Origin of the sequence: Comamonas squillarum (genome assembly GCF_025309455.1) — a bacterium.
GTDB classification, from domain to species: domain Bacteria; phylum Pseudomonadota; class Gammaproteobacteria; order Burkholderiales; family Burkholderiaceae_C; genus Comamonas; species Comamonas squillarum.
Window position 1 is genome coordinate 4,366,665 of sequence record NZ_CP104377.1, and the last position, 24,725, is coordinate 4,391,389.

Here is a 24,725-nt window from a genome sequence, read left to right on the forward strand (position 1 = left end):
CGACAAGCGCTGTGCTACGGCGCCAAAGGGGCATGCAGCAGCTGCTACAAGCCCCAAAAACACCGAAAATATGCCTGAACCGAGTCCATTGGTGGGAAGTAAGGAGGCACTTTACGTCTTGCCGAAAAACTTTTATAATGGAGAGCTTCGCAGCGATTTTTATGAATCCCGCGGCGAGGACTTTGTGTGCAGTGCTTACGCGCCGCATGTGAGGGAGTACCGCCTAAGAGGCTTCCTGCGTGACGAGAGTTGCGTCTAGAAGAAGCACCGACCGCGGAAAAGGATTCGCCAAACCCTCTATTGAAAGAGAAAACTCATGTCTACATTCAGCGCAAAACCCGCTGAGGTGCAACACGAGTGGTTTGTGATTGACGCCACCGATAAGGTGCTCGGACGTGTCGCCAGCGAAGTGGCACTCCGTCTGCGCGGCAAACACAAAGCCATTTACACACCTCACGTTGACACCGGTGACTACATCGTCATCATCAACGCCTCCAAGATCAAGGTCACTGGTACCAAGAACACGGACAAGGTGTACTACCGTCATTCGGGCTTCCCAGGCGGCATCACTGCCACCAACTTCCGCGACATGCAAGTGAAGTTCCCTGGCCGTGCTCTCGAAAAGGCTGTCAAGGGCATGCTGCCCAAGGGTCCTCTGGGCTACGCCATGATCAAGAAGCTGAAGGTCTACGGTGGTGATGAGCATCCTCACACCGCCCAACAGCCTAAAGTGCTGGAAATCTAAGGAGTCCCGAGATGATTGGTGATTGGAACAATGGCACCGGCCGTCGCAAATCCAGCGTCGCCCGTGTGTTTCTGAAGAAGGGCTCCGGCAAGATTGTTGTGAATGGCAAGGACATTCAACAATACTTCGGCCGCGAAACCTCGATCATGATTGCAAAGCAGCCTCTGGTGCTGACCGGCAATGTCGAAACCTTCGACATCCAGGTCAACGTGCACGGCGGCGGTGAATCCGGCCAAGCCGGTGCCACCCGCCACGGCATCACCCGCGCTCTGATCGATTACGATGCAGCACTGAAGTCGCAACTGAGCCAAGCTGGCTTCGTGACCCGTGACGCACGTGAAGTCGAGCGTAAGAAGGTCGGTCTGCACTCTGCACGCCGCGCAAAGCAGTTCTCCAAGCGTTAATTGCTGGCTACTTGCCAAGAACCGCCCCTCGGGGCGGTTTTTTTATGGCTGCTCGCTACGGCTTGGCTATTCCCACACTGCAATTGGCGTCACCCCGCTCGCAGGCTGCGAGAAACATGCGATTGGAGTACCATCCTTTGCAGTACATCAAATAAGACAGGAGTCGTCTCCCATGAGCGAAGTTGCTGAAAACACCATGACGGAAATGCCCACCCCGATTGTCTTTACCGACAGTGCAGCGGCGAAGGTGGCCGATCTGATTGCCGAAGAAGGCAATCCGGATCTGAAGCTGCGCGTGTTCGTGCAAGGCGGCGGCTGCTCGGGCTTCCAGTATGGCTTTACCTTTGACGAGATTGCCAACGACGACGACACGACCATGACCAAGAATGGCGTGTCGCTGCTGATCGATGCGATGAGCTACCAGTACCTGCTGGGCGCCGAGATCGATTACAAGGAAGACCTGCAGGGCGCGCAGTTCGTGATCAAGAACCCGAACGCCACGACCACCTGCGGTTGCGGATCGAGCTTCTCGGTATAAGCCGCGCAGTCTGTGATGGAAGGCATTGCTCCTGTGCTTGCCTTCTGGTCCACCACCTTGCCACAAGCCGCTGTTGACCAGCGGCTTTTGTTTTGTCCATGTCCGCTGAACTGACCCCCCGCCCCGTTGCGCCCCACAAGGAGCGCCTGCTCTGGCTGGTGGCGATTGCCTTTTTTCTGCAGTCGCTCGACGCCACGATCCTGAACATTGCGCTGCCGGCCATGGCCCATTCGCTGGGCCAAAGCCCGCTGAAGATGCAGTCGGTGATCGTCGCCTACTCGCTGACCACGGCGATGCTGATTCCTGCATCGGGCTGGATCGCCGACCGCTTTGGCACGCGCCGCGTCTTCATGTGGGCGATTGCGCTGTTTGTACTGGGCTCGGTGCTGTGCGCGCTCTCGCCCAGCCTGGGCTTTTTGATTGCCGCGCGCGTGGTGCAAGGCGTGGGTGGGGCGATGATGCTGCCCGTGGGGCGCCTGGCGGTGCTGCGCAGCCACCCCAAGGGCGATTTCATCCGCGCGATGAGCTTTATCGCCATTCCCGGCCAGATCGGCCCCTTGCTGGGCCCGACCCTGGGTGGCTGGCTGGTGGAGGTGGCGACCTGGAACTGGATCTTCTGGATCAATGTGCCCGTGGGCCTCTTTGGCGTCTGGGCCGCGCGCCGCTGGATGCCCGAGACCACCTGGTCGGTGCCGCGCAAGTTCGATGGCCTGGGCTATGCGCTGCTGTCGTTTGGCATGGTCGCCATTTCGGTGGCCCTGGATGGCATGTCCGGCATGGGCCTGGGCATGGCGATGGTGGTGGTGCTGATGGTCTTTGGCCTGGCCAGCCTGGCGAGCTACTGGATGCATGCGCTGCGCGTGCCCGAGCCGCTGTTTCCGCCGATGCTGTTCCGCGTGCGCTCGCTGCGCGTGGGCCTGCTGGGCAATCTGTTTGCCCGCTTTGGCACGGGGGCTGCGCCGTTTCTGATTCCACTGCTGCTGCAGGTGGGCCTGGGCATGGCACCGATGAACGCCGGCATGATGATGCTGGCCACCGTCATGGGCAGCATGCTGGTCAAGCGCTTTGCGGTGCAGACGGTGCAGCACTTTGGCTACCGCCGCGTGCTGCAGGTCAACTCGGTGATGGTCGCCTTCATGCTGGCGAGCTTTGCATTGACCAGCGCCCAGCAGCCGCCCTGGTTGCTGCTGCTGCAGCTGTTTGTATTTGGCGGCTTCAACTCCATGCAGTTCTCGGCGATGAACTCGGTCACCTTGAAAGACCTGGACGGCGAATTTGCCAGCAGTGGCAACAGCCTCTTGTCGATGGTGCAGATGCTGGCCATGGGCATTGGTGTGGCGCTGGCTGGCGCGCTGCTGTCGGGCTATGCCGATCGCTGGATCACCGACCCGGACAAGTCGCTGCGCGCCATCCACGCCACCTTTTTGACCGTGGCTTTGATGACCTTGGCCGCTACCTTGGTGTTCAGCCAGCTCGACAAGGATGAGCCGGTCAAGCCGGCGCCCGATGGCGGGGATGCTTGAGCGTCAATCCTTAGCCGCTCAACGCGGGTAGATTGCGCCCAGCACCCGGGGCCCGCGTGCACCGGTCACCGCCGGCAGATTGCCCGGCAGGCGCTGCCAGCATTGGCGGGCCAGCCAGGCAAAGGCGCTGGCCTCGACCTGCTGCGGGGGCAGGCCATGTGCGGCCGAACTGTCCACCGCGATGCCGGGCAGCAGATCGGCCAGGCGTTGCAGCAGGTGCTGGTTCAGCGCGCCGCCGCCGCAGACGATCAAGGTCTGGCCCTCGGCTGCGCCATGGCGCTGCATGTCCTGCGCAATCGCCAGCGCGGTGAAGGCGGTCAGGCTGGCCTGCACATCGGCAGGGGCCGCACCGGGCGCATGGCGCTCGAGCAACGGGGCCAGCCAGGCGGGGTTGAACAGGTCGCGCCCGGTGCTCTTGGGCGGTGGCAGCTGGAAAAAAGGCTCTTCCATGAAGGCTGCCAGCAAATCTGGAATCACCTGGCCGCTGGCCGCCCAGTGGCCGCCGTCGTCATAGGGGTTGCCGGTGTTCAGCTGGCACCAGTGGTCCATCAGCGCATTGCCCGGGCCGCAGTCCCAGCCGCGGATGTCATCGCCGTCGAGGCGGCTGATGTTGGAGATGCCGCCGATATTGAGCACCCAGCGCAGACTGCCTCCCGCTTCGCCACCGCCAAACACACTGTGGTGAAAGGCGGGCACCAGCGGTGCGCCCTGGCCGCCAGCGGCCACATCGCGGCTGCGGAAATCGGCCACCACGGCAATGCCGCTCAGCTCGGCCAGCAGCGCAGGGTTGTTGAGCTGCAAGGTATAGCCAGTGCCATCCCAGAGGCCGGGCTGGTGGCGCACGGTCTGGCCGTGGGCGCCAATGGCCGTGATGTCGCTCGGCTGCAAGCCACTGCGCGCCAGCAGCCGATCGACCACCTGCGCATAGCTGCGTGCCAGCGCGTTGCCCGCGAGTGCTGCGCGGTGCAGCTCCTGCTCGCCAGCGCTGTTGAGCGCCAGCAGCTCGGCCCGCAGCTCGGGGGCAAAGCCGGTGCTGGCGTACTGCAGTACCTCCATGCGGCCGTCCTGCCACTGGGCAATCACCCCATCCACCCCGTCCAGCGAGGTGCCGGACATCAGGCCCATAAAGCGTTCAGTCATTGTCTTCAAGGTTGCAAAAGCAAAGGCCCCAACAATACCAAGATTGTGAGGGCCTGGGGGCGGTGGCAGCAGTTGTTACGTGCTGCTTACCGGCGGACGGGCGTAGCAGCTTACTGGTTGGCGCTGGTCTCGAGCATCAGCATCTGGTCGTTCAGCGCCAGGCGCATGCTGTTGGCCAGGTTGTCAAACTTGGCGCGGGCCTGGCGGCTGATCGGTTTGCTGGTTTCGCTCTCGGCGACCATGGCCAGCGGGTCACGCTGCTCCCCAGCGACGCGGAACTCAAAATGCAGGTGCGGTCCGGTGGCCCAGCCGGTCTGGCCGACGGCACCGATCTCGTCGCCCTTACCCACGCGCGCGCCTTGCTTGACGGCGATGCGGCTCAAATGGGCGTAGACGGTTTCGTGCTTGTTGCCGTGGTCGATGTAGATCACATTGCCGTAGCCGTTTTGCACGCCGGCAAAGGTGACCAGGCCATCGCCCACGGTGCGCACGGGCGTGCCTTGCGGGGCCGCCAGGTCGGTGCCCTTGTGGGCCGACCAGGTCTTGTGGATGGGGTGCACGCGCATGGCAAAGGCGCTGGAGACGCGGGTGTACTTGACCGGCGAGCTGATGTAGCTGCGCTCACCGCTTTCACCGGCGAAGTTGTAATAGGCGCCCTTGTCCTTGGGCGAGTCCTGGAACCACAGCGCCTCATGGGTCTTGCCATTGTTGCGGAACTCGGCGCTCAGCAGGCGCCCGGTGCCCAGCACCTCGCCATCGGCTTCCAGCGTTTCGTAGACCAGCGAGAAGCGGTCACCGGCGCGCAGCGCACGGCGAAAATCGATCTTGTCGGCAAACACCTCGACCATCTGGTTCGAGACGTTGTCGGGCAGGCTGGCCGCATCGGTGGCCGCGTACAGCGAGCTGCGGATGATGCCGCCCGACAGGCGCGTGCCATGGGTCAGCGGCAGGAATTCGGTCAGGGTGTCGAACTTGCCATCGGCCTTGCGGATGCTAAAGCGCTGGAACACATCGCTGCTGTCACCGGCCCAGCGCACCGTGAGGGTGGTCAGCTCATGGCTTTGGGTGGTCTCGGCGGTGATCTGGCGGCCAGCTTTGCCGATGATGGCGCTGCGCGCCTTGGCATTGCTGCGGATGAAGGCCGCTGCAGCCGGGTCCGCCACGCCCAGGCGGCGCAGCAGGGATTCGGGCGTGTCGTTGCTGCGCACCTCGTCGGTGCGGTACAAAGAAAAACCTGGTCCGTCGACCAGGTCTGCGATCGAAATGTCCGAAGCCAGCGACTCGACGGGGTATTCCACGGTCTGCACAGGCATGTCGGACGGATTGGGGCCCAGCTCAGCCACGGCAAAAGCGGCGCCGCCACCGGTCATCAACATGACGGCGAGGGCAGCAGCGAGACGCTTGGGGTGTGCTTGGGCGGTATTGACCAGCTGGCGAATGACGAGGCTGCCAGCGGTGATGAATCCGTTGTTCAATGTTCCATCCCGGTTATGGATGGCCGTCTTGCCGGCTGCGTAGTCGGAGCCAAAACAAACCGCGTCTGCAGGCGCGGTAGGGTGTTTTTTAACAAGATGGCACAAAAAAATTCATGAACAGCGTTCGCGGGTCTGGATGAAGTCCCCTTGGGACATCGTCTGACAGACGCGGCTAGAATAAAACGCTGCAACGCAAGGGACGCAGTATAACGCCCTCGGCTTTGCTGGCAACCTGAGAAACCCCATATGAATCAATCGACTGTTACAACTTACCCTGTTACCGACCGTGTGCAAGAGGCTTTGCAGGTAAGTCTGCGTGGGGTGGATGAGCTGCTGCCACAGGAGGAATGGGTCAAAAAACTGGCCAAATCCGAGGCGACGGGCGTGCCCCTGCGCATCAAGCTGGGCCTGGATCCCACGGCCCCGGACATCCACATTGGCCACACCGTGGTGCTCAACAAGATGCGCCAGTTGCAGGACCTGGGCCATACCGTGATCTTCCTGATCGGCGATTTCACCACCCTGATTGGCGACCCCTCGGGCCGCAACAGCACCCGGCCGCCGCTGACGGCTGCGCAGATCCAGGTGAACGCCGAGACCTACCGCGAGCAGGCCTACAAGGTGCTCGACCCGAGCAAGACCGAGCTGCGCTACAACAGCGAGTGGTGCGACAAGCTGGGCGCGCGCGGCATGATCGAGCTGTCGGCCAAGTACACCGTGGCGCGCATGATGGAGCGCAACGACTTCCACACCCGTTTCAACGAAGGCAGCTCCATCAGCCTGCACGAGTTCCTCTACCCGCTGCTGCAGGGCTATGACTCGGTGGCGCTCAAGAGCGACCTGGAGCTGGGCGGCACCGACCAGAAGTTCAACCTGATGATGGGCCGCCACCTGCAGGCCGAATATGGCCAGGAATCGCAGTGCGTGCTCACCATGCCGCTTTTGGTGGGCCTGGACGGCGTGCACAAGATGTCCAAGTCCAAGAACAACTACATCGGCATCACCGAAGACGCCAACACCATGTTTGCCAAGGTGCTGTCGATCTCGGACGACCTGATGTGGGACTGGTTCACGTTGCTGTCCTTCATGGGCCTGCCCGAAATCGCCGCGCTCAAGTTGGAGATCGAAGGCGGCCGCAACCCCAAGGACGCCAAGGTGCTGCTGGCCAAGGAAATCACTGCGCGCTTCCACAGCGCGGCTGCAGCCGATGCGGCCGAGCAGGATTTCATCAACCGCAGCAAGGGCGGAATTCCGGACGACATCCCCGAAGTGGCGCTCAGCGGCGCGCCGCTGGGCATTGGCGCGCTGCTCAAGCAGGCCAACCTGGCACCATCGACCAGCGAAGCCAACCGCCTGATCGACGGCGGCGGTGTGCGTGTGGATGGCGTGGTGATCGAAGACAAGGGCCTGAAGCTGCCTGCCGGCACCTTTGTCGTGCAAGTGGGCAAGCGCAAGTTTGCCCGCGTGACCTTGGCCTAAAGCTACCGCCGTTCCCGCCTAAAGCTGGCTTTACCGGGCTGGTCTGGCCAAGCTGGCTGATCGATCAAAGAGCCGCTCCCCTTCGTTGGGGAGCGGCTCTTTTTTCTGAACGCCTCTTTTTGACAGCTGCTGCCACGCGCCAGCCCGCAAGGAAGACCTGGACCCTGGGAGGCTGACGACCAGCACCAGCCGCTGAGCAGCCGGGTGTACGGGTGCGCGGGCCGCGCGCTGGATCGCTTTGAACCAGGCGGGCCTGCAGCCTTACTGCAGCTCAATCTTGGCCTGGGTCGCAATGCGCTTCCACAGCGCAATCTCATCGGCCTGGAACTGGCGCATCTGCGCCGGGCCGCCGCTCATCGCCGTGGCGCCCAGGTTGGCATAGAACTGCTGGGTTTCGGGCTCGGTCGCAATCTGCATGAACCAGCCCGCCAGCTTGGCGCTGGTGTCCGCCGGCGTCTTGCTGTTGACCATCGCGCCCACCCAGGTGTAGGCCTCGATGCCCGGCAGGCCCGCTTCGCGGGCGGTGGGCACGTTGGGCAGGGCGGCCACGCGGCTGTCGGAGGCGACGGCCAGGCCCGTCAGCCGCCCGGCCTTGATCAGCTCCTGCACCGAGGTGGCCTCGGCAAAGGCGTAGTCCACCGTGTGGCCGGCCACGGCGGTGGCCACTTCGCCCGCGCCCTTGAAGGGCACATGCACGGTCTGCACCTTGGCCACATCGTTGAACAGCTCACCCATCAGCTGGTAGCCGGCCGAGCCCGCGCCAAAGTTGATCTTGCCCGGGCTGGCCTGGGCCTTGGCCACCAAATCCTTGAGCTGCTTGGTATCGGCATCCCCCGGCGCCACGACAATGGCCGGCGCGCGCATCATCATCGTCAGCGGCGCAAAGTCCTTTTGCGGGTCATAGGGCAGCTCCTTGAACAGCGCCGTGTTCACCGCCAAGGTGGAGTTGCTGCCAATAAAGACGGTGTAGCCATCGGCCGGAGCAGACAAGGCCTGCTTGACCGCAATAAAGCCATTGCCGCCGGGCCGGTTCTCCACCACCACCGGCTGGCCGCTGAGCTGCTGCAGCTTTTTGGCGTAGTAGCGCGCCGACGTATCGGTGCCGCTGCCCGGCCCAAAGGGCACGATGAATTTGATGGGCTTGCTGGGAAAGTCCTGGGCCTGCAGCGCCGGGCTGGCGGCGCCCGCGAGCAGCGCCGCACACAGCGCCAGCGCCTGCCGGCGGCCAAAGCGAGGGTTGAACATGGCTGTCTCCTTGTGTCGTTATCGATGGCGGCCTGCGGGTGTGGAGCGCGCAGGCCGCCGCTTTGACTGTAGGGAGGGGGCTCAGGCTTGTCTAATAGTGAATTGGCCGGGGCTGAGAGGACAGGCGTATCAGCGTGCGTGTGATTCAAGCGGCAATCAGCTGCCGGTGGTATCCCCGATGGCGGTGCGGGTAGCGGCGGCCTGCAGCTGCAGCCAGGCGCAAAAGGCCGTCACCTCGGGGCGTTGCTGGCTGCGCGGGCCAATGATCAGCCAGTAGGCCAGTGGTGAATCCATGCGGTATTCGGGCAGCACCTCGACCAGGTCGCCATTGGCCAGTGCATCAGCCACCAGCGGCATGCGTGCCAGCGCCAGGCCCTGGCCGGTCAGGGCGGCCTGCGCGATCTGGTGCGCGTAGTTCAGATACAGCCAGCGTTTGGGTTGCAGATTGCCGCAGCCATGCAGCTCCAGCCAGCGCTCCCAGGTCAGCCAGTCCAGGTGCTGCAGGCGGTGGGCGTCGCCTGCCTCGATCAAGGTGTGGCGGGCCACATCGGCGGGCTGGTGGATGCGCGGGTGGCTTTGCAGCAACCAGGGGCTGGCAACGACGGCCAGTTGCTCGCCAAACAAACGCTGGGCGCCGTTGCTGGCATGCTGGGGCAGGCTGTAGCGCAGCGCCAGGTCCACATCCGAGGTTTCGAGGTCAAGCACGTTGTCGGTGGCATCGATGCGGATGTCGATCTCGGGGTTGTCGCGCTGGAAGGCCTCCATGCGCGGGATCAGCCACATCGAGGCAAAGCTGGCCCAGGTGGTGATGGCCACACTCTTGCGGCCGCTGGTCTGGCGGATCAGGCGCACGGCAGAGTCGATGCGCTCGATGGCCGGCGACACGGCGCGCTGCAGCTGGGCGCCGGCGCTGGTTAGCTCCACCGCGCGGGTATGGCGCAAAAACAGCGCAATGCCGACCTCGTCTTCCAGCGCCTGGATCTGGCGGCTGACGGCCGACTGGGTCAATGCCAACTCCTCGGCGGCGGCGCGAAAGTTCAGGTAGCGAGCTACCGCCAGAAAAGCACGCAGATGGCCCACGGCGATGGGCCGGGTGCGGAGCAGGGAAGGCGGCAGAGGCAGGTCTGGCATGGTGGAGGCACTGTAGCAAGAAGTACACACTGCGCCAGGGTGTATCCCCGAGGCAGGCCAACCATCATGCTCCTGCTTCGATAGCTGCCGCTGGCTTGGTGTGGCCTTGGAGCTGCGGAAAGCCAAAAACCTAGGGTAAACCATTAATGCTGTGGCTGCATCGATCGGCCCTCTTTTATTCATTGGACGCAGGCGCCGCCAAGGCGCAAGATACGCATATCGGGTAAACCCTAGGATCGCAACGACACCAGGGCCCTGCAAAGGAAATCACCATGGCAATGTCTGCATCTCATGTTCTGTCTGCTGGCTCCATCGCTGCGCGCCCTGCGCGTGCCAGCCGCGCTGCCTCGGCCGCTGCCGAGATGCGCATTCTGCCCACCGGCAAGGCCGTCAGCTTTGTGCCCCAGCGCGACGTCGTGCTGCGCATCTCCGAAGGCACCGCCTGGGTCACCCTGGGTCTGGGGCTGAGCAATGAAGCCAGCCTGCAAGCCGGTGACCTGGTGCTGCACGCCGGTCACACGGTCGTGCTCAAAGCCGGCCAATCGGTCGTTATCGAGAGCAAGCGCCAGGACGCGCTGGTCTACCACTTCCCCAAGAACCAGGGCGGCCAGCCCAACCTGGATGAGCAGCCCGCACGCTGGTTCACGCGCTTCCAATGGGGTAAGACCGACGGCAGCATGCTCTACAACATATAGAGTGACTGACACAGCCCTTGATACGTCGTTGTCCAGCCTTGTCGTACGTTTGTACTGCCTGCGGCTGAACGCCTCGTCTCAACTGCAAACCTTCGGTTTGCTGGGCTGTCTAAGTCCCTCATTCGAACACTTGCCCACAACAGTCTGCCTTGCGCAGGCTGTTTTTTTGCCCAAAGACAGTGGCTGCTGCGGAAGCTGAAAGCCTGTAGAGCGCGCGATAATCACAGGGTTTTGTCTATTAGAGGCGGTGCCCGGCGCCGCCTCGCTGATTCACCATGACCGCTCCACTCGACATCATCATCATGGCCGCTGGCAAGGGCACGCGCATGAAAAGCCGCCACCCCAAGGTGTTGCAGAAGCTGGCCGGGCGCGCGCTGCTGCAGCATGTGCTCGATACCGCTGCCCAGCTGCAGGCCCGCTCGGCGGTGGTGATCACCGGCCATGGTGCTGACCAGGTGGAGGCGGCCATCGGCCAGAGCAGCGCCGGCATCAGCCAGCTGGCCTTTGCGCGCCAGGAGCCGCAACTGGGCACGGGCCACGCGGTGCAGCAGGCGGTGCCGTTGCTGGCCGATGAGGGCATGGCGATTGTGCTGTCCGGCGATGTGCCGCTGACGCAGGCGGACACCTTGCAAGGCCTGCTCAATGCCGCGGGCAGCGACCGCATGGCCCTGCTCACCGTCAACATGCCCGACCCCACAGGCTATGGCCGCATTGTGCGCAATGCCGAGGGCACGGTGCAGCGCATCGTCGAGCAAAAGGATGCGAATGCGGACGAGCGTGCGATCACAGAGGTTTACAGCGGCATCATGGCCGTGCCGCTGCGCTGGCTCAAGCCCTGGCTGGCCCAGCTGAACAACCACAACGCCCAGGGCGAGTACTACCTGACCGACGTTGTGGCGATGGCCGTTGCCGACGGCGTGGCGGTGGAAGGCCATTGCATTGCCGATGTGCTGCAGGTGGCCGGCATCAACAGCCCCCAGCAGCTGGCCGAGCTGGAGCGTGCCCACCAGATGCGCCAGGCCCAGGCGCTGATGGCCCAGGGTGTGCGCATGGCCGACCCGGCCCGTTTTGACCTGCGCGACGATGCGCGCGGCGGCAAGGCGCAGCTCATCTGCGGCCAGGATGTCGAGATCGATGTGGGCTGCATCTTTGGCGGCCAGGTGCGCATTGGCGATGGCGCGCGCATTGGCGCCTACTGCCATATCAGCAATGCCGAGATCGCGGCCGATGCGGTGATCCACCCGTTTACGCATATCGACGGCGAGGCTACGGGCGCCCAGGTGGGCGAGGGCGCGCTGGTCGGGCCCTTTGCCCGCCTGCGCCCGGGTGCCCAACTGGGCAAGCAGGTGCACATCGGCAATTTTGTCGAGGTCAAGAACTCGCGCCTGGCCGATGGTGCCAAGGCCAACCACCTGGCCTACCTGGGTGATGCCGAGGTGGGCGAGCGGGTCAACTACGGCGCGGGCAGCATCACCGCCAACTATGACGGCGCCAACAAGCACCGCACCGTGATCGAGGCCGATGTGCATGTGGGCAGCAACTGTGTGCTGGTGGCCCCGGTCACTATTGGCGCCGGTGGCACCGTGGGCGGCGGCTCCACCATTACCAAGAGCACGCCGCCGGGCGCCTTGAGCGTGGCGCGCGGCAAGCAGGTCAGCATTGCCAATTGGGCGCGGCCACAGAAGAAGTCTTGAGCCCCAGTGCGCCTGAGCATGTCCGCACAGGCGTCTGGCGTGGACCCGGGATCCACTATGCCCGGCGCTATGGGATGAGGGCTGCGGTCAAGCGCCTGCGGCTGCTCCAGGGCCGGGCATGCTGGCCAGCTCGGCCAGGTGCGCCGCCGAGATCGGTTCCAGCTCGGCATAGCTGCCGTACATGCGCGGGGCGCCCCGGGCCTGTTCCAATGCCGCTTCGGCCTGCACAATCCAGTCGTCCACCGACTGGTGGTACTTGGCCAGGCTGGCAATGCCGATGCTGACGCTGATCTGCACATCGGGCCAGTCGCGCAGACGGCGGTTGAGCGCCTGGCTGTGGATGCGGTCGGCAATCTGGTTGGCGATGTCCAGGTTCACACCCGACAGCAGCACGGCAAACGAGTCGCCGCCAAAGCGGCAGGTGGCATCGCCCGGGCGCACGCAGGTGCGCAAGGTGTTGGCCACGGCAATGATGACCTCGTCGCCAGCGGTCTCGCCATGGCGGCTGTTGAGCTCGCGGAAGTTATCTACATCCACGACGATCAGGAACGCCGGAATGTCTTTTTGCTTGGCATAGGCGAACAAACGGGTCGCCAGATCCTGCCAGTACATGCGGCCAAAAAAGCCGGTCATCGCATCGACGCGGCGCATCACCATCAGCATCTGTTCTTTGTGGGCCAGGCTGCGCAGCAAGTGGCCGGTGGCAATGCCTTGCATGGCCAAATACAGGGCGACGGCCAGCAGGCTGCCGACAATGGTGTAGGTGCTGGTGTGGTGCTGGACCTCGAACGAGGTGAGCAGACCGGTGACGGCCAGGCCTGCAATGGCGCCGACCACGGCCAGCATGGCATGGCGAACGCTTTGCATGGCGTAGGTGCAGTGCACCAGCACCATCAGCATGATGGCACTGGTCAGCAGGTGGAAATGCACCAGCGCCACCCAGACGCCAATGACCAGGCCGTCGACAAAGCTGAGGATGACATCGTTGACGTCCGACCCACCGGTGCGCCGGGTGCGCCAGCGGGCCAGCAGGGGCCAGGCCAGCAGCGGCAGCGCCACGGCCAGCCCGACGGGCCAGGAGGCATTGCGCTGCCACAGCGCGCCTGCGGCAGCGAGCGCACAGGACGCCAGGAAAACAATGCGGCCCCAGTCACTGCGCTGCTGGGTGCTGTCCATTTTGATATGCACCATGTATTGCCTCTCTTACCCAGTGAGTCACAGTCTGCGCAGGATGGCCTCGCAATGTTACTGTTTGATACTCACGGTGCAAGTATGAGGCCGGACTATCGCCAAGACAAGCCAGTCCGGGCTTATTACATTTGTTGAATGTTTTCGTCCACAACGACTGCCTGAGAGTGGTCATGCACATCGCGGCCATGCATCGTGGCTGCAGCGGGCCGGGTGGCAAGGCTGTGGCGCAATGCCCGTTTTTACCAAGCGGGTAATCGCAGGGCTCCAGAGGGCGCCGGAGCAGGAGCAGGAGCCGGAGCCGCAACCCCGCGGTAAGGGCGTTAGCCGTGGTGCGACAGGTGCGGCCCCTTGGGCAAGGGGATGCGGGTGATGAACTTGCTGCGCTTGGTGGCGAAGTAGGTTTTTACATTGCGCACATTGCTCTGCGAGGTGAAGAGCTTTTGCGTCAGCGCCAGGTAGCCGGGCATGTCATGGGCGTAGACCACCAGCACAAAGTCCGGCCCCGGGCTGACCCGCCAGCATTGCTGCACCTGGTCGTTCTGCACCACGGCGGCCTCAAAGGCATCGAGCTCTTCGGAGCCCTGGCGATCCAGGCTGACCTCGACCAGCGCGAACAGGCCAAAGCCCTGCACCTTGGCCAGCACATCGTGCGAGAGCAGGGCCACCTCGGCGGCGATCAGGCCCATCTCGCGCAGGCGCTTGATGCGCCGCAGGCAGGTGGGGGGCGAGACATGCACCTTGTCGGCCAGCGCGTGGTTGCTCACCGAGGCATCCTTTTGCAAGGCATCGAGCAGCTGCAGGTCGATGATATCCAGTGTGAAATCATTCAAATTCTCATTCATTTTGAAATTTTATTTCAATAGATATTTAATAAGAAATATTATTTCAAAATCTCGCAAAAATGAAAAGAAAATTAAATGCTGACCTGTCTACACTGCAGCCATTGTTGATCAAGGAGTGAACACTATGTGCGGCATTGTTGGTGCAGTCTCTACGCGCAATATCGTCCCGGTGCTGGTGCAAGGTCTGCAGCGGCTGGAGTACCGCGGTTATGACTCCTGCGGCGTGGCCGTGCATGAGGCGAGCCTTGATGGCCGCCAGCCGGCAGGCCTGCGCCGCGCCCGCAGCACGGCCCGCGTGGCTGAACTGATGGAGCAGGTGGCCAGCGAGCAGGTGCAGGGCGCCACAGGCATCGCCCATACGCGCTGGGCCACGCATGGTGCGCCCGCCGTGCACAACGCCCACCCGCATTTCAGCGCAGGCCCGGGCGTGGCCGATGTGCAGGCCGTCGGCCGCGTGGCCCTGGTGCACAACGGCATCATCGAGAACCACGAAGCGCTGCGCGCCGAGCTGCAGGCCAAGGGCTACCAGTTCCTGAGCCAGACCGATACCGAAGTGATCGCCCACCTGGTGGACAGCCACTACGACGGTGACCTGTTCACGGCCTTGCAGCAGGCCATCAAGTCCCTGCGCGGCGCCTATGCGATTGCTGTCATGCACAAGGACGAGCCCCACCGCGTGGTCGGCGCCCGGGCTGGCTCGCCGCTGATCCTGGGCGTGGGCAACAACGAGAACTTCCTGGCCAGCGATGCAATGGCGCTGGCTGGTGTGACCGACCAGATCGTCTACCTGGCTGAAGGCGACATGGTCGACCTGCAGATTGGCCGCTACTGGGTGGTGGACCACAACGGCAAGACGCTGGAGGCGGCCGACCGCCCCGTCAAGACCGTGCATGCGCACAGCGGCGCGGTGGAGCTGGGCCCCTACCGCCACTACATGCAAAAAGAGATCTTCGAGCAGCCGCGCGCGATTGCCGATACGCTCGAAGGCGTGCAAAGCGTGGTGCCCGAGCTGTTTGATGGCGTGGAGGGCGATGCCGCCTGGCGCGTGTTCAAGGAGATCGACGAGGTGCTGATCCTGGCCTGCGGCACCAGCTACTACAGCGGCTGCACCGCCAAGTACTGGATCGAAGGCCTGGCGGGCATCCGCTGCAATGTGGAAGTGGCCAGCGAATACCGCTACCGCAAGAGCGTGCCCAACCCCCGGGCGCTGGTCGTCACCATCAGCCAATCGGGCGAGACGGCCGATACGCTGGCAGCACTGCGCCATGCCCAGGGCCTGGGCATGACCAACACTCTGACCATCTGCAATGTGGCCACCAGCGCCATGGTGCGCGAGTGCAAGCTGAGCTACATCACCCGTGCGGGCATGGAGATCGGCGTGGCCTCAACCAAAGCCTTTACCACCCAGCTGGCGGGCCTGTTCCTGCTGACCCTGGCCCTGGGCCAGAGCAAGGGCCACATCACCGAAGCCCAGTCCGACGCCTACCTGGAAAAAATGCGCCACCTGCCGCTTGCCCTGCAAGCCGTGCTGGCGCTCGAACCCCAGGTGGTGAGCTGGGCCGAGGACTTTGCGCGCAAGGAAAACGCGCTCTTCCTGGGCCGTGGCATCCACTACCCGATCGCGCTGGAAGGCGCGCTCAAGCTCAAGGAAATCAGCTACATCCACGCCGAGGCCTACCCGGCCGGCGAGCTCAAGCACGGCCCGCTGGCGCTGGTGGACAGCGAGATGCCCGTCGTCACTGTCGCCCCCAACGACGAGCTGCTGGAAAAGCTGAAAAGCAATATGCAGGAAGTGCGCGCGCGCGGCGGCGTGCTCTATGTGCTGGCCGATGCCCACACCAATATCGAGAATGCCGAAGGCATGCACGTGATCCGCATGCCAGAGCACTACGGCGTGCTCAGCCCCATCCTGCATGTGGTGCCGCTGCAGCTGCTGTCCTACCACACGGCCGTGGCACGCGGCACCGATGTGGACAAGCCGCGCAATCTGGCCAAGTCGGTCACGGTGGAGTAAGAACCTGTTCAAAGTCTCCTCGCGCCGCGACAGTGTCTTTGCGAGATGGGATGCTAGGGGGGGCGCCCAGCCGCGCAATACCGCAGCAATAGCCCAGCTATTGCGAGGATTTGCAACGACGCAGACCGCCCCTGCCCGGGTGGCCCTCGCCGGGCGCCCCTTCCCGGGCAGCGCAAAGCCACTGTCCCTGCGGGTTGGAGTGAAATCGGGCGATTTCTGCGCGCTGGCCCTTGCTTGCACCCCGGTGCAAGCTGCGGACCATCCCTTCGAACTCATCCCGATTGCACTCCAACGCGGCTGCGTAGAGCCTTTGAACAGGTTCTAAGACATGCCTGCATGGTTTGCTCAGCGCACCCAAGGAGGCCTGGTTTGACGGAACCGGTGAACCTGATCGTCACGCTGCAGCCGCGCGCGGGCTGTTTGCCGGATGTCGTCTCGACGCTCACGACGCTGGCGCAGGCCAGCCGGCAAGAAGCTGGCTGCCTGCGCTACGACGTGGCGGTGGGCAAGGAGCTGGTCTATCTCTTTGAGGCATGGACCGACCGCCAGGCTTTGGCTGCGCATGAGAAGGAGGCGCACTTTTTGCTGGGCGTCGCTGCGCTGAACCGCTTGTGTGAATCCCAAAGGGTGGAATTTGTCGAGTGGCAGGGGCCAGGCTAGCCGGCCTCGGTACCCATCTCCCTGGCTACTGAAGCGGCTGCGGTGGGCCGGTGCTAGCTGTGCCAGGTACTGAGCCAGGCAAAACAGGTCATCACCGCGAATGCCGTCAGCGCAAACGGCAGCAGGAACAGGTAGACCGACCGCTCCTCTGAAGCCCCATGACTGAGCCTGGCCGCAATCGACATGCGCACCGGTGAGAAAAAGCCCAACGCGAGCCCGGACACATGCACCACCGCGCCCGTGGCCAGCAGGCTGATGCCGGCCTGCGACGCGAGCGTGGACAGCGGTGGCAGCAGCAGGCTGTTGCCAGCGTTTCCGGTGTTGGCAATGATGCCCAGCGCGCCAGCCAGTGCAGGGGTGAGCATCACCGCATCCCGCCCCCACGCGGCAAAGAGGCCATTGGCCAGACCTTGGGCGATGCCCGATTTATTGAGCATTTCCGCCATCATCGCAAAGAGAAGTACTGTCCGCACAGCCTGCTTGCCGGTGGACCAGGAGGCTGCGACCTCGGCCTTGAGCGTATGCGTGCGCTTGCGCGAAGCCGCCGTCAACAGCGCGGCCACCAGGAACCACAGGCCGGAATGCATCAGCGGCAGCAAGGTGGGCAGGTCGGGAAAGGGCCGGAACCATAGCAGCGTCGACAGGCATTCTCTGAGGCTGGGTAGGAGCCTGGTCGCGGCCAGCCATCCAATGATCAGACCATAGGGCAGGCAGGCGATGGCACGTTGGCGAACTTGCTGCCCATTGGGGCGCTCATCCACCAGGTAGCGAAGAATGATGAGCAGGCTGAAGGCGGCAAGTAGTGCGGTCTCCGGACCCAGCAAGTAGGTGCAGGCAACGAGGCTCACCAGGCTTGCCGCCACCCAGAGCAACTCCCGCGCGCACTCGCGGAGCGACATGTGCTCTTTGCCTTGGTGCAAAGTGACCCAGAACAGGGTGAGCCACAGCAGCATCAAGGTCGCGACAGGAACGGCTGAATACAGGGCCAGGTCCGTGGGCGACACCCGCAGGTAGGCTGCACCCAGCAGCGTGCCGCTGCTCATTGCACCCCAGGGAATGAAGGTCTGGCTGAGCAAGGCAAACACCATCAGGTGGCGAGGCGCCAGGGCCAGGTGGCGCAGCATCATCACCGTGCCCACCATTCCGACGCCAAACCCAGTCGCAGACTCGGCAAAAGGGCCGACCAAAAAGCAGGCAAAGAAAAGCCTTCTGCGGCGCGCATGGGGGTCGAGACCCGCAGAGGGAGCTTCAGCGCCGCCGAGCGCATGTTTGCTGGGCGCAACGCGCCAAAAAAGCAGGCCGCCCAGAATATAGGGCGCGATGGTCCCGCCAATCCAGGCCCCCCGCATGAGCGACTCACCGAGCTTGTCGATGGAAAACGGAATGGGTCCGCTGAAAAACGCAATGGGCACCGTCAGCGCCAGACCCAGCAGCGCCGCCCGGCTCGCGTTCCACTTCAGAAAGGCAATGGCCAGCGCCACCACCAAGGTAGGCGTCGCCCAAAGCAGGTAGCTATGCATCACCGCGCTGTTGCTGTGGGGCGGCTGGCTGCAAACGCAGCGCTTTTAGGGTCATGCCTGGCATAGAAAAGATGTCGTTATTTATTACAACGATTCTCCGACCTTCCAGGGGTTTGCCCAGTCACCTTGGCTGCTCACGTCTGTTGAGAAGCCGGTCAGAGCGCACGGCGATAAAGCGCCAGTTCTGCATGTTATAGGGCGACGGGGCACGCGTTGCCTGTGCGATCAAGGCCTGGATGCGGGCCTCACCGAGCGGCGGGCCATCGACATAACGGTGGACGGAGACGCGGCTTTCAATGGCTTGTTGTACGGGATTGGTCATGGTCAGGTTGAGTGGCTAAGGGGTGAAAAAACGGGCAGGTCGGCATCAGCGAGAAGGCGCCGCCGTCCACTGCACGGCCAGCACGCTGACCAGCACCACCACCAGGCCGGCCAGCGCCATGCCGGTCATCGATTGGCCCAGCAGCGCCCAGCCCAGCACGACGGCGGTGAGGGGGCTGAGCAGGCCCAGCGATGCGACGGCCACGGTGGGCAAGCGTGCAATGCCGCGAAACCACAGCGCATAGGCCAGCAGCGCGCCTGCCAGGCACAGATAGGCATAGGCCAGCCCTTGTGCAGCGCTGAGCGACGGCAGCGGTGCATCCAGCCACCAGGCCAGCGGTGCAAGCATCAGGCCACCCAGCAGCAGCTGCCAGCCGGTGAGCGCCATCACCGGCAAGTCCAGCTGCCAACGGCGCGTGAGCCAGACCCCGCTGGCCATGCAGGCGGCGCCCAAGAAGGCCGCGGCAATGCCGATGGGCTCGAACACCGTTTGCGGCGATACCAGCAGCAGCGCCATGCCCAGCACCCCGGCCACGGCCGCCGCCAAGGTGCTGCGGGCGGGGGATTTTCCGTCGGCCCACCAGGCCAGCGCCATCACCATCAGCGGCTGGATGGCGCCCAGCACGGCGGCCAGGCCACCGGGCAGACGGTAGGCCGCCACAAACAGCAGCGCCTGGAAGGCGCCGATATTGAGCGCACTCAGGATCAGCAGGCGCAGCCAGTGCTGCTGCGCGGGCAGCCGGCGCATGGCCAGTACCAGCAGCAGGCCAGCGGGCAGCACCCGGATCAGCGCGGCGGTGAAAGGGCGGTGGGGTGGCAGCAGCTCCGAGGTCACGATATAGGTGGAGCCCCAGACCATAGGGGCCAGCGCGGTGAGGGCGATGTCTTGCCAGCGGGAAGGGCGTGGGAGGGTTTGCATAGGTTTTATCTTCAAATCAAGATAAAATGAATGCTAACCTTTAAATATCTTGATATCAAGACAAATGCTAAAAAAACCTTTGTCCTCTGCGGGTGATGCCGTGGACGCGATCCTGGCGCAATGGGCGCGCGAGCGGCCCGATCTGGATGCCAGCCCGATGGGTCCGATTGGCCGCATCAAGCGCTGTTCCGCACTGATCGAGCAAAGTCTGGATGTGAACTTTGCGCAGTTCGGCCTGAGCTTTTGGGAGTTCGATATGCTGGCCGCGCTGCGGCGCTCGGGCGCGCCTTACCGGCTCAGCCCCACCGAGCTGTTTTCCACCTTGATGGTGACCTCGGGCACCATGACCCACCGGCTCAAGCGCCTGGAAGCCAATGGCTGGATCGAGCGGGTGCCCCATGCGCAAGATGCGCGCAGCATGCTGGTGCAGCTGACCAAGCCCGGCCTCAAGCTCATTGATGCCGCCGTTACCGCCCATGTGGACAAGGAACGTGCGCTGCTGCAGCCCTTGCCCGCAGCAAGCCTGGCGGCGCTCAATACGCATCTGTCGGCGTTGCTGGCGGTGCTGGAAGGCGGCGCAGGCAGCTCAGAGGATGAGCAGGGCAGTTGATGCGTTGTTGAGGGGGCAGTGTTTAGAACCTGTTCACAGTCTCTACGCAGCCGTGTTGGAGTGCAATCGGGATGAGTTCGAAGGGATGGAACGCAGCTTGCACCGGGGTGCAAGCAAGAGCCAGCGCGCAGAAATCGCCCGATTTCACTCCAACCCGTAGGGACAGTGGCTTTGTGGGCGCCCGGCAAGGGGTGCCCGACTAGGGCCGCCCGGGCAGGGGCGGTCTGCGGCGTTGCAGTGCTTGCCAATAGCGGGCTATTGGCAAGCACTGCGCGGCTAAGCGCCCCCTCGCATCCCATCCCGCAAAGACACTGTCGCGGCGCGAGGAGACATTGAACAGGTTCTTGGATCAACGGACTTTTAATCCGCTGGTCTAGGCTGCCTCCCAGACGTCTCAGATCGCTGTGCTGCTGGTGGTCGGGGCGCCCGCCAGCCGCTCATACAAGGTATAGCTGCGGTAGGACTTGTGCGGCCCACGCACCTGGTGCTCGATGACAAAGCCGCCGCTGCGCAGGAACTCGTAACTGCTGTCATAGCGGTCCGCAATACACAGGTGCGAGCTGCTGGCGCTCAGCTGCCCGTCCTGGTCGACGGCAGGATGCAGCCGGTGAAAAAGGCGCTGCTGCTGGGCATCGAAATAGATGCACAAATGGGCCCCTTGCTGGCTGAAGAAATAGCTGCCGCTGGCGCGAAACGAGCCGCCGCTTTGCAGCACCATCTGGCCGCTCTCGGTGTAGTGGGCCGCGCTCGCCCCTTCGGGCGTGAAGCGCGCCTGGCCCTGCACGGTGCCAATGGGGTTGCGGGTCACCAGATCTTGCAGGCTGCGGGAAAAACGCCATTCGCCTTGCAGCGCGGCAAGCAGGTGTTCTGCCACCCAGGGGAGGGGGTGCTCGGTAGTCATTGCGGTGTTTTCCATAGGCGGAGCATCTCTGTTGCAGACCCTCTCAGCGCCTGACGCCCTTGTGCCGAGGTGCCGTGGGCAGCGGCAGATTTTGCCAGGGTTTTCTCGCCCGCCCTATCGCTGCCAACGGCTTGGAGCCGCTCGTTTGGGCGGTAGGTGAAATCTGACCATGTGTCCGTCCTGCCACCCACAGCCTGCGCGGTTGGGGCTGCTGATAATTCATTCACGCCATTGAGGCCAGCAACGCAGCCATTGTGGCGGTATTGCATGAATGACATGCCAGGAGACTATTTTTTGCGCTTCATTGATAGGCCCAAAAAATAGTCAGCTCTTTCACCATAACGATCCAAGGAAAAAACCATGAAGCTCCAACCTACCATCGCCGCCCTGTGTGCAGCCGCTTTCTTCTCCGGTGGCGTTTTCGCCATGACCTCTGCCGAGCAAAAGGTCGAGAAGGACCGCATTGAAGCCGAGCACAAGGCGGCCAGCGACCAGTGCAAGCCCATGAAGGGCAATGCCAAGGATGTCTGCAAGAAGCAGGCTGATGGCCAAAAGAAGGTTGCCATGGCTGACCTGAAGCACCGTGCAGAACCTACCGAAAGCCACCGTCACGACCTGGCCAAGGCCAAGGCAGATGCCGAGTACGATGTGGCCAAGGAAAAGTGCGACGACGCCACGGGCAACACCAAGGACGTCTGCCAGAAGGAAGCCAAGGCAGCCCATGTGAAGGCTTTGGAAGCCGCCAAGGTCGCTGAGGTGAGCGCCAAGCCATCGTCCAATCCATCGGATGTGGCCGATGCGCGCAAGGACGCTGCCGACAAGTCGCGTGAAGCCGACTACAAGGCTGCCAAGGAACGCTGCGATGCCATGGCCGGTGATGCCAAGGATGCCTGCGTGACCGATGCCAAGCGCAAATTTGGCCAATAATTCACGTTGATGCTGCGCCTGCGAAGGCGTTGTCACCAGCCCCTGATGCACCATCTGCGATGGCCATCAGGGGCTGGTTTTGTGCGGTGATAGCAAGTGCCTGCTATCGCTGCCAGGCTCTGGAGCAGAAAAAAGACCTCAGCCGGCACTCACCCGCCGAGGCAAGCAGTACATTGCATACATATTGACAGCGAAAGTGCAGCCATGCCTTCTTTTCTCCGATCCCTTCTCTACACCAGCAGGCTGGCTGCCGGCTATGGACCCACCGAGGTGGGGCGCATCGTCAAGCAGGCACGTGAGATGAATGCCATCCATGGCATCACCGGCGTGCTGGTGTTTGATGGCGACTGGTTTGCACAGTATGTGGAGGGCGCGCCCGAGGCCATGCTGGTGCTGGAATCCCATCTGCAGGCAGACCCCCGGCATTCCGATTTCCGGGTCATCGATTCGGGGCTGTCCGGCCCCGAGCGGCGCTTTCCCAACTGGGTGATGGGTTATGCGGATGGCGATATCGACAGCACCGGTTTGAACATCTCGGCGCTGGCCCAGGCAGATACCTATGAGGCGCTGGAGCGCTTTGCCCAAGCGGTCAAGACCTTGGATATTCTCTGACCGGAAGGCCTAGCCGCCCTCGCTGATGGCGAGCGCGCTCGATGGTGGTGGCGGACCCTTGGCCAGCAAGATGCCCCAGGCCCATCACCGTGCGCTGACCCTGTTTTTGCGGATGCGCATGCAGGCCGACAGGCCCTGCGGTTCGCGGCTGTGCAGCAACAGCACGCCGCCATGCGCCTGCGCAATGGCATCGACAATGCTCAGGCCCAGGCCGTGGCCACCCGTATTCTGGTTGCGTGATGCGTCCCCGCGCTCAAAAGGCTGGCGCATGCGCTCGAGCTGCGCGGGCGCATGCCCGGGCCCCGGTCCTCCACGCAGACCTGGGCAAGGTCCTCATCTTCATCGAGCACCAAGCTGGCGCTGCCGGCATAGCGCAGCGCGTTGTCGATCAGGTTGTCCAGCGCGCGTCGCAGGCTCAGAGGCTGGCCCATCACCGGCGCGCGGATGTGGCCGCGGATATCGACGGGCTGGCCCAGCTCCTGCCGGTCCTGGCAGATGCTGCGGGCCAGTGCATCCAGGTGAATCTGCTGCAGCGGGCCCTGGTGCTCCCGCGCCTGGATAAAGCCCAAGGTGCTGTCGATCAGGCCTTGCATGCAGCTCAAGTCGCCGCGCAGCTTTTGCTTGCCATTGTCCAGGTCGGCGCTGTCCAGCAGCTCCAGGCGCAGCCGCATGCGCGTGATGGGCGTGCGCAGATCATGCGATACGGCGGCCAGAAAATGCGTGCGCTCGGTCAGGTTGGCGGCAATGCGCTGCTGCATGCGGTTCAAGGCATGCGCGGCCTGGCGTACTTCGCGTGGGCCGTCCTCGTCCATGCGCGGCGCGGCGACCACATCGCGCTCCAGCGCCTGCGCGGCCTGGCCCATGCGCAGCAGTGGGGTCACCACCCAGCGCACCGCCAGCAGCACCAGCAACACCACCACCAAGTACCTGCAGTGGACGCTCAACGGCCCCTTTGAGGCGCTGGGCCGGCGCCACCAGTTCATGATGGGCGCGAACTACAACGACAACACATCGACCGCCTATGGCCTGGACTGCTTCAACAGCGCCGGCCAGTCGGTGGCCTGCATGAACGGCATCAGCAACGGCTTTGCGATCGGTGACTGGCGCGAATTTATCCGCACGGGCCAAGGCATTGGCGAAGTGACCACCGCCCGCAACGGCAAGGACACCGTCACGCGCATCAAGACCTATGGCAGCTATGCGGCCACGCGCCTGAGCATCACCGATCCGCTGTCGGTCATCGTCGGCGCGCGCCTGAGCTGGCAGCGCAACTTCTCCAACGGCGTCGTCACCTCGGACTTCAGCCACCAGGTCACGCCCTATCTGGGCGCCGTCTATGACCTGAATCGCAACTACTCGCTCTACGCCAGCTACACCGATGTGTTCGAAGCCCAGTCGCAGCGCCGCGTCGATGGCACGTATCTCGATCCCAAGTCCGGCACCGCGATGGAAGTGGGCGTCAAGGGCGAATGGCTCGATGGCCAGTTCGATGGCTCGCTGGCGGTGTTCCGCAACCAGCAAAAGGATGTGGCAACGATTGCGCGTGATGCTAACGGCGACCCGCTCTAAGTGACCGGCGACGAGGGCGTGACCACCTATCTCAACGGCGCATCGGGCTTGACCACCAAGGGCTTTGAGCTGGACTTCTCCGGCCGCATCACGCCAAGCTGGAACGTCTATGGCGGCTACACCTATCTGTCGGTGAACAACCCCAACGCCACCGGCGCAGAGGATGATCCCAAGCACCTGCTGCGCCTGAACACCAGCTACCGCCTGCCCGGCAGCTGGAACAAGCTGACCCTGGGCACGGGCCTCACGGCACAGAGCAAGATGCACCAGGTCGCCACCGGCACCAGCCACCCGACCGAAGGCGCCAATGTCAATATCGACCTGAAGGCCTACACCTTGTTCCATGCGATGGCGCGCTATGAGATCAACAAGGACCTGGTCGCCACCCTGAACATCTCCCACCTGTTCGACAAGACCTACTACCGCCAGTACGGCTTCTACTCGGGCGCCATCTATGGCGAGCCCCGGACCGTGCGTCTGAACCTGAAGGCCACCTTCTAAACCAAGGACCGCGTTCCTAAGGCAGATCCGCCAAGATCTGCCATGCTGCAGCCCACTCTGCAGCCCTGG

The 24,725-nt window shown here is 63.4% G+C and carries 22 protein-coding genes and 2 pseudogenes; 13 read left to right on the forward strand and 11 right to left on the reverse strand.

Annotated features, from left to right (window positions below; translation table 11 throughout):
* Window positions 1-316: 316 nt before the first annotated feature.
* The 4 genes from rplM (at window position 317) to mdtD (ending at window position 3,210) form a co-directional block, all read left to right on the forward strand.
* The gene (rplM, locus tag N4T19_RS19910) at window positions 317-745 is read left to right on the forward strand and encodes a 50S ribosomal protein L13 (RefSeq protein ID WP_021026901.1); all 429 of its coding nucleotides are present in this window, start codon (window positions 317-319) and stop codon (window positions 743-745) included.
* 11 nt (window positions 746-756) lie between these two features.
* Window positions 757-1,149 carry a 30S ribosomal protein S9 gene (gene rpsI, locus N4T19_RS19915; RefSeq protein WP_021026900.1) on the forward strand — a complete coding sequence of 131 codons (393 nt, stop codon included), beginning with the start codon at window positions 757-759 and terminating at the stop codon, window positions 1,147-1,149.
* Window positions 1,150-1,321: 172 nt separating this feature from the next.
* Entirely contained in the window at window positions 1,322-1,687 is a 366-nt protein-coding gene (erpA, locus tag N4T19_RS19920) for an iron-sulfur cluster insertion protein ErpA (RefSeq protein WP_021026899.1), read from the forward strand.
* A 98-nt stretch (window positions 1,688-1,785) separates the two neighbouring features.
* Complete coding sequence (mdtD, locus tag N4T19_RS19925; protein ID WP_021026898.1) at window positions 1,786-3,210, forward strand: multidrug transporter subunit MdtD; 1,425 nt, start codon at window positions 1,786-1,788, stop codon at window positions 3,208-3,210.
* An 18-nt stretch (window positions 3,211-3,228) separates the two neighbouring features.
* Here mdtD and N4T19_RS19930 read toward each other — a convergent pair whose 3' ends face one another.
* Together N4T19_RS19930 and N4T19_RS19935 are read right to left on the reverse strand one after the other, a co-directional pair.
* Window positions 3,229-4,350, reverse strand: a complete 1,122-nt coding sequence (locus N4T19_RS19930; protein ID WP_260718840.1) for an anhydro-N-acetylmuramic acid kinase — start codon at window positions 4,348-4,350, stop codon at window positions 3,229-3,231.
* A 110-nt stretch (window positions 4,351-4,460) separates the two neighbouring features.
* Window positions 4,461-5,825, reverse strand: a complete 1,365-nt coding sequence (locus N4T19_RS19935) for a M23 family metallopeptidase (protein WP_260718841.1) — start codon at window positions 5,823-5,825, stop codon at window positions 4,461-4,463.
* A gap of 246 nt (window positions 5,826-6,071) precedes the next feature.
* Here N4T19_RS19935 and tyrS point away from each other — a divergent pair, with 246 nt between their 5' ends.
* Window positions 6,072-7,304 (forward strand): tyrosine--tRNA ligase, encoded by a 1,233-nt coding sequence (gene tyrS / locus N4T19_RS19940; RefSeq protein ID WP_116927718.1) that lies wholly within the window; start codon window positions 6,072-6,074, stop codon window positions 7,302-7,304.
* Window positions 7,305-7,565: 261 nt separating this feature from the next.
* Here tyrS and N4T19_RS19945 read toward each other — a convergent pair whose 3' ends face one another.
* Entirely contained in the window at window positions 7,566-8,549 is a 984-nt protein-coding gene (locus N4T19_RS19945) for a Bug family tripartite tricarboxylate transporter substrate binding protein (RefSeq protein WP_260718842.1), read from the reverse strand.
* A gap of 156 nt (window positions 8,550-8,705) precedes the next feature.
* The gene (locus N4T19_RS19950; protein WP_260718843.1) at window positions 8,706-9,680 is read right to left on the reverse strand and encodes a LysR substrate-binding domain-containing protein; all 975 of its coding nucleotides are present in this window, start codon (window positions 9,678-9,680) and stop codon (window positions 8,706-8,708) included.
* A gap of 272 nt (window positions 9,681-9,952) precedes the next feature.
* On the opposite strand from N4T19_RS19950, the gene N4T19_RS19955 reads away from it, so the two are divergent.
* A complete protein-coding gene (locus tag N4T19_RS19955; protein ID WP_116927721.1) occupies window positions 9,953-10,375 on the forward strand; it encodes a DUF2917 domain-containing protein in 423 nt (140 codons plus the stop codon).
* A gap of 275 nt (window positions 10,376-10,650) precedes the next feature.
* Window positions 10,651-12,069, forward strand: a complete 1,419-nt coding sequence (glmU, locus tag N4T19_RS19960) for a bifunctional UDP-N-acetylglucosamine diphosphorylase/glucosamine-1-phosphate N-acetyltransferase GlmU (protein ID WP_260718844.1) — start codon at window positions 10,651-10,653, stop codon at window positions 12,067-12,069.
* A gap of 87 nt (window positions 12,070-12,156) precedes the next feature.
* Here the strand turns inward: glmU and N4T19_RS19965 are convergent, their stop codons facing one another.
* On the reverse strand, window positions 12,157-13,260 hold the full coding sequence (locus tag N4T19_RS19965; RefSeq protein ID WP_182344959.1) for a GGDEF domain-containing protein: 1,104 nt from the start codon (window positions 13,258-13,260) through the stop codon (window positions 12,157-12,159).
* Between the two features lie 320 nt (window positions 13,261-13,580).
* Complete coding sequence (locus tag N4T19_RS19970; protein ID WP_116927724.1) at window positions 13,581-14,102, reverse strand: Lrp/AsnC family transcriptional regulator; 522 nt, start codon at window positions 14,100-14,102, stop codon at window positions 13,581-13,583.
* A gap of 124 nt (window positions 14,103-14,226) precedes the next feature.
* On the opposite strand from N4T19_RS19970, the gene glmS reads away from it, so the two are divergent.
* Window positions 14,227-16,116: a glutamine--fructose-6-phosphate transaminase (isomerizing) gene (gene glmS, locus N4T19_RS19975; RefSeq protein ID WP_116927725.1), complete on the forward strand. Its 1,890-nt coding sequence runs from the start codon at window positions 14,227-14,229 to the stop codon at window positions 16,114-16,116.
* 369 nt (window positions 16,117-16,485) lie between these two features.
* Window positions 16,486-16,776: a putative quinol monooxygenase gene (locus tag N4T19_RS19980; RefSeq protein ID WP_260718845.1), complete on the forward strand. Its 291-nt coding sequence runs from the start codon at window positions 16,486-16,488 to the stop codon at window positions 16,774-16,776.
* 53 nt (window positions 16,777-16,829) lie between these two features.
* Here the strand turns inward: N4T19_RS19980 and N4T19_RS19985 are convergent, their stop codons facing one another.
* The 3 genes from N4T19_RS19985 to N4T19_RS19995 form a co-directional block, all read right to left on the reverse strand.
* The gene (locus tag N4T19_RS19985) at window positions 16,830-18,296 is read right to left on the reverse strand and encodes an L-lactate permease (RefSeq protein WP_260718846.1); all 1,467 of its coding nucleotides are present in this window, start codon (window positions 18,294-18,296) and stop codon (window positions 16,830-16,832) included.
* 121 nt (window positions 18,297-18,417) lie between these two features.
* Window positions 18,418-18,618, reverse strand: coding sequence for a nitroreductase family protein (locus N4T19_RS19990; RefSeq protein WP_116927728.1), 201 nt, complete (start codon window positions 18,616-18,618; stop codon window positions 18,418-18,420).
* Between the two features lie 45 nt (window positions 18,619-18,663).
* Window positions 18,664-19,536, reverse strand: coding sequence for an EamA family transporter (locus tag N4T19_RS19995; RefSeq protein WP_260718847.1), 873 nt, complete (start codon window positions 19,534-19,536; stop codon window positions 18,664-18,666).
* Window positions 19,537-19,600: 64 nt separating this feature from the next.
* Between N4T19_RS19995 and N4T19_RS20000 the strand changes: the two genes are divergently transcribed.
* Complete coding sequence (locus tag N4T19_RS20000; RefSeq protein WP_260718848.1) at window positions 19,601-20,146, forward strand: MarR family winged helix-turn-helix transcriptional regulator; 546 nt, start codon at window positions 19,601-19,603, stop codon at window positions 20,144-20,146.
* Between the two features lie 394 nt (window positions 20,147-20,540).
* Here the strand turns inward: N4T19_RS20000 and N4T19_RS20005 are convergent, their stop codons facing one another.
* Complete coding sequence (locus tag N4T19_RS20005; RefSeq protein WP_260718849.1) at window positions 20,541-21,047, reverse strand: DUF6314 family protein; 507 nt, start codon at window positions 21,045-21,047, stop codon at window positions 20,541-20,543.
* A 360-nt stretch (window positions 21,048-21,407) separates the two neighbouring features.
* Here N4T19_RS20005 and N4T19_RS20010 point away from each other — a divergent pair, with 360 nt between their 5' ends.
* Both N4T19_RS20010 and N4T19_RS20015 read left to right on the forward strand, forming a co-directional pair.
* Window positions 21,408-21,974 (forward strand): hypothetical protein, encoded by a 567-nt coding sequence (locus N4T19_RS20010; RefSeq protein ID WP_116927732.1) that lies wholly within the window; start codon window positions 21,408-21,410, stop codon window positions 21,972-21,974.
* Between the two features lie 204 nt (window positions 21,975-22,178).
* Window positions 22,179-22,586: a BLUF domain-containing protein gene (locus N4T19_RS20015; protein WP_116927733.1), complete on the forward strand. Its 408-nt coding sequence runs from the start codon at window positions 22,179-22,181 to the stop codon at window positions 22,584-22,586.
* An 84-nt stretch (window positions 22,587-22,670) separates the two neighbouring features.
* Here the strand turns inward: N4T19_RS20015 and N4T19_RS20020 are convergent.
* Window positions 22,671-23,449 (reverse strand): annotated as a pseudogene (locus N4T19_RS20020) (sensor histidine kinase).
* Between N4T19_RS20020 and N4T19_RS20025 the strand changes: the two are divergent.
* Window positions 23,448-24,656: pseudogene (locus N4T19_RS20025) on the forward strand (TonB-dependent siderophore receptor). The pseudogenes N4T19_RS20020 and N4T19_RS20025 overlap by 2 nt on opposite strands.
* Window positions 24,657-24,725: the final 69 nt, after the last annotated feature.

Excerpts from the sequence above, each read along its gene's own strand:
- N4T19_RS20005 (WP_260718849.1), bottom strand. The coding sequence starts at position 21,047 with ATGACTACCGAGCACCCCCTCCCCTGGGTGGCAGAACACCTGCTTGCC.
- rplM (WP_021026901.1), top strand. The coding sequence starts at position 317 with ATGTCTACATTCAGCGCAAAACCCGCTGAGGTGCAACACGAGTGGTTT.
- tyrS (WP_116927718.1), top strand. The coding sequence starts at position 6,072 with ATGAATCAATCGACTGTTACAACTTACCCTGTTACCGACCGTGTGCAA.
- N4T19_RS19985 (WP_260718846.1), bottom strand. The coding sequence starts at position 18,296 with ATGCATAGCTACCTGCTTTGGGCGACGCCTACCTTGGTGGTGGCGCTG.
- N4T19_RS19990 (WP_116927728.1), bottom strand. The coding sequence starts at position 18,618 with ATGACCAATCCCGTACAACAAGCCATTGAAAGCCGCGTCTCCGTCCAC.
- N4T19_RS19930 (WP_260718840.1), bottom strand. The coding sequence starts at position 4,350 with ATGACTGAACGCTTTATGGGCCTGATGTCCGGCACCTCGCTGGACGGG.
- N4T19_RS19950 (WP_260718843.1), bottom strand. The coding sequence starts at position 9,680 with ATGCCAGACCTGCCTCTGCCGCCTTCCCTGCTCCGCACCCGGCCCATC.
- glmS (WP_116927725.1), top strand. The coding sequence starts at position 14,227 with ATGTGCGGCATTGTTGGTGCAGTCTCTACGCGCAATATCGTCCCGGTG.
- erpA (WP_021026899.1), top strand. The coding sequence starts at position 1,322 with ATGAGCGAAGTTGCTGAAAACACCATGACGGAAATGCCCACCCCGATT.
- glmU (WP_260718844.1), top strand. The coding sequence starts at position 10,651 with ATGACCGCTCCACTCGACATCATCATCATGGCCGCTGGCAAGGGCACG.
- N4T19_RS19995 (WP_260718847.1), bottom strand. The coding sequence starts at position 19,536 with ATGCAAACCCTCCCACGCCCTTCCCGCTGGCAAGACATCGCCCTCACC.
- N4T19_RS19965 (WP_182344959.1), bottom strand. The coding sequence starts at position 13,260 with ATGGTGCATATCAAAATGGACAGCACCCAGCAGCGCAGTGACTGGGGC.
- rpsI (WP_021026900.1), top strand. The coding sequence starts at position 757 with ATGATTGGTGATTGGAACAATGGCACCGGCCGTCGCAAATCCAGCGTC.
- N4T19_RS20000 (WP_260718848.1), top strand. The coding sequence starts at position 19,601 with ATGCTAAAAAAACCTTTGTCCTCTGCGGGTGATGCCGTGGACGCGATC.
- N4T19_RS20010 (WP_116927732.1), top strand. The coding sequence starts at position 21,408 with ATGAAGCTCCAACCTACCATCGCCGCCCTGTGTGCAGCCGCTTTCTTC.
- mdtD (WP_021026898.1), top strand. The coding sequence starts at position 1,786 with ATGTCCGCTGAACTGACCCCCCGCCCCGTTGCGCCCCACAAGGAGCGC.
- N4T19_RS20015 (WP_116927733.1), top strand. The coding sequence starts at position 22,179 with ATGCCTTCTTTTCTCCGATCCCTTCTCTACACCAGCAGGCTGGCTGCC.
- N4T19_RS19955 (WP_116927721.1), top strand. The coding sequence starts at position 9,953 with ATGGCAATGTCTGCATCTCATGTTCTGTCTGCTGGCTCCATCGCTGCG.
- N4T19_RS19945 (WP_260718842.1), bottom strand. The coding sequence starts at position 8,549 with ATGTTCAACCCTCGCTTTGGCCGCCGGCAGGCGCTGGCGCTGTGTGCG.
- N4T19_RS19970 (WP_116927724.1), bottom strand. The coding sequence starts at position 14,102 with ATGAATGAGAATTTGAATGATTTCACACTGGATATCATCGACCTGCAG.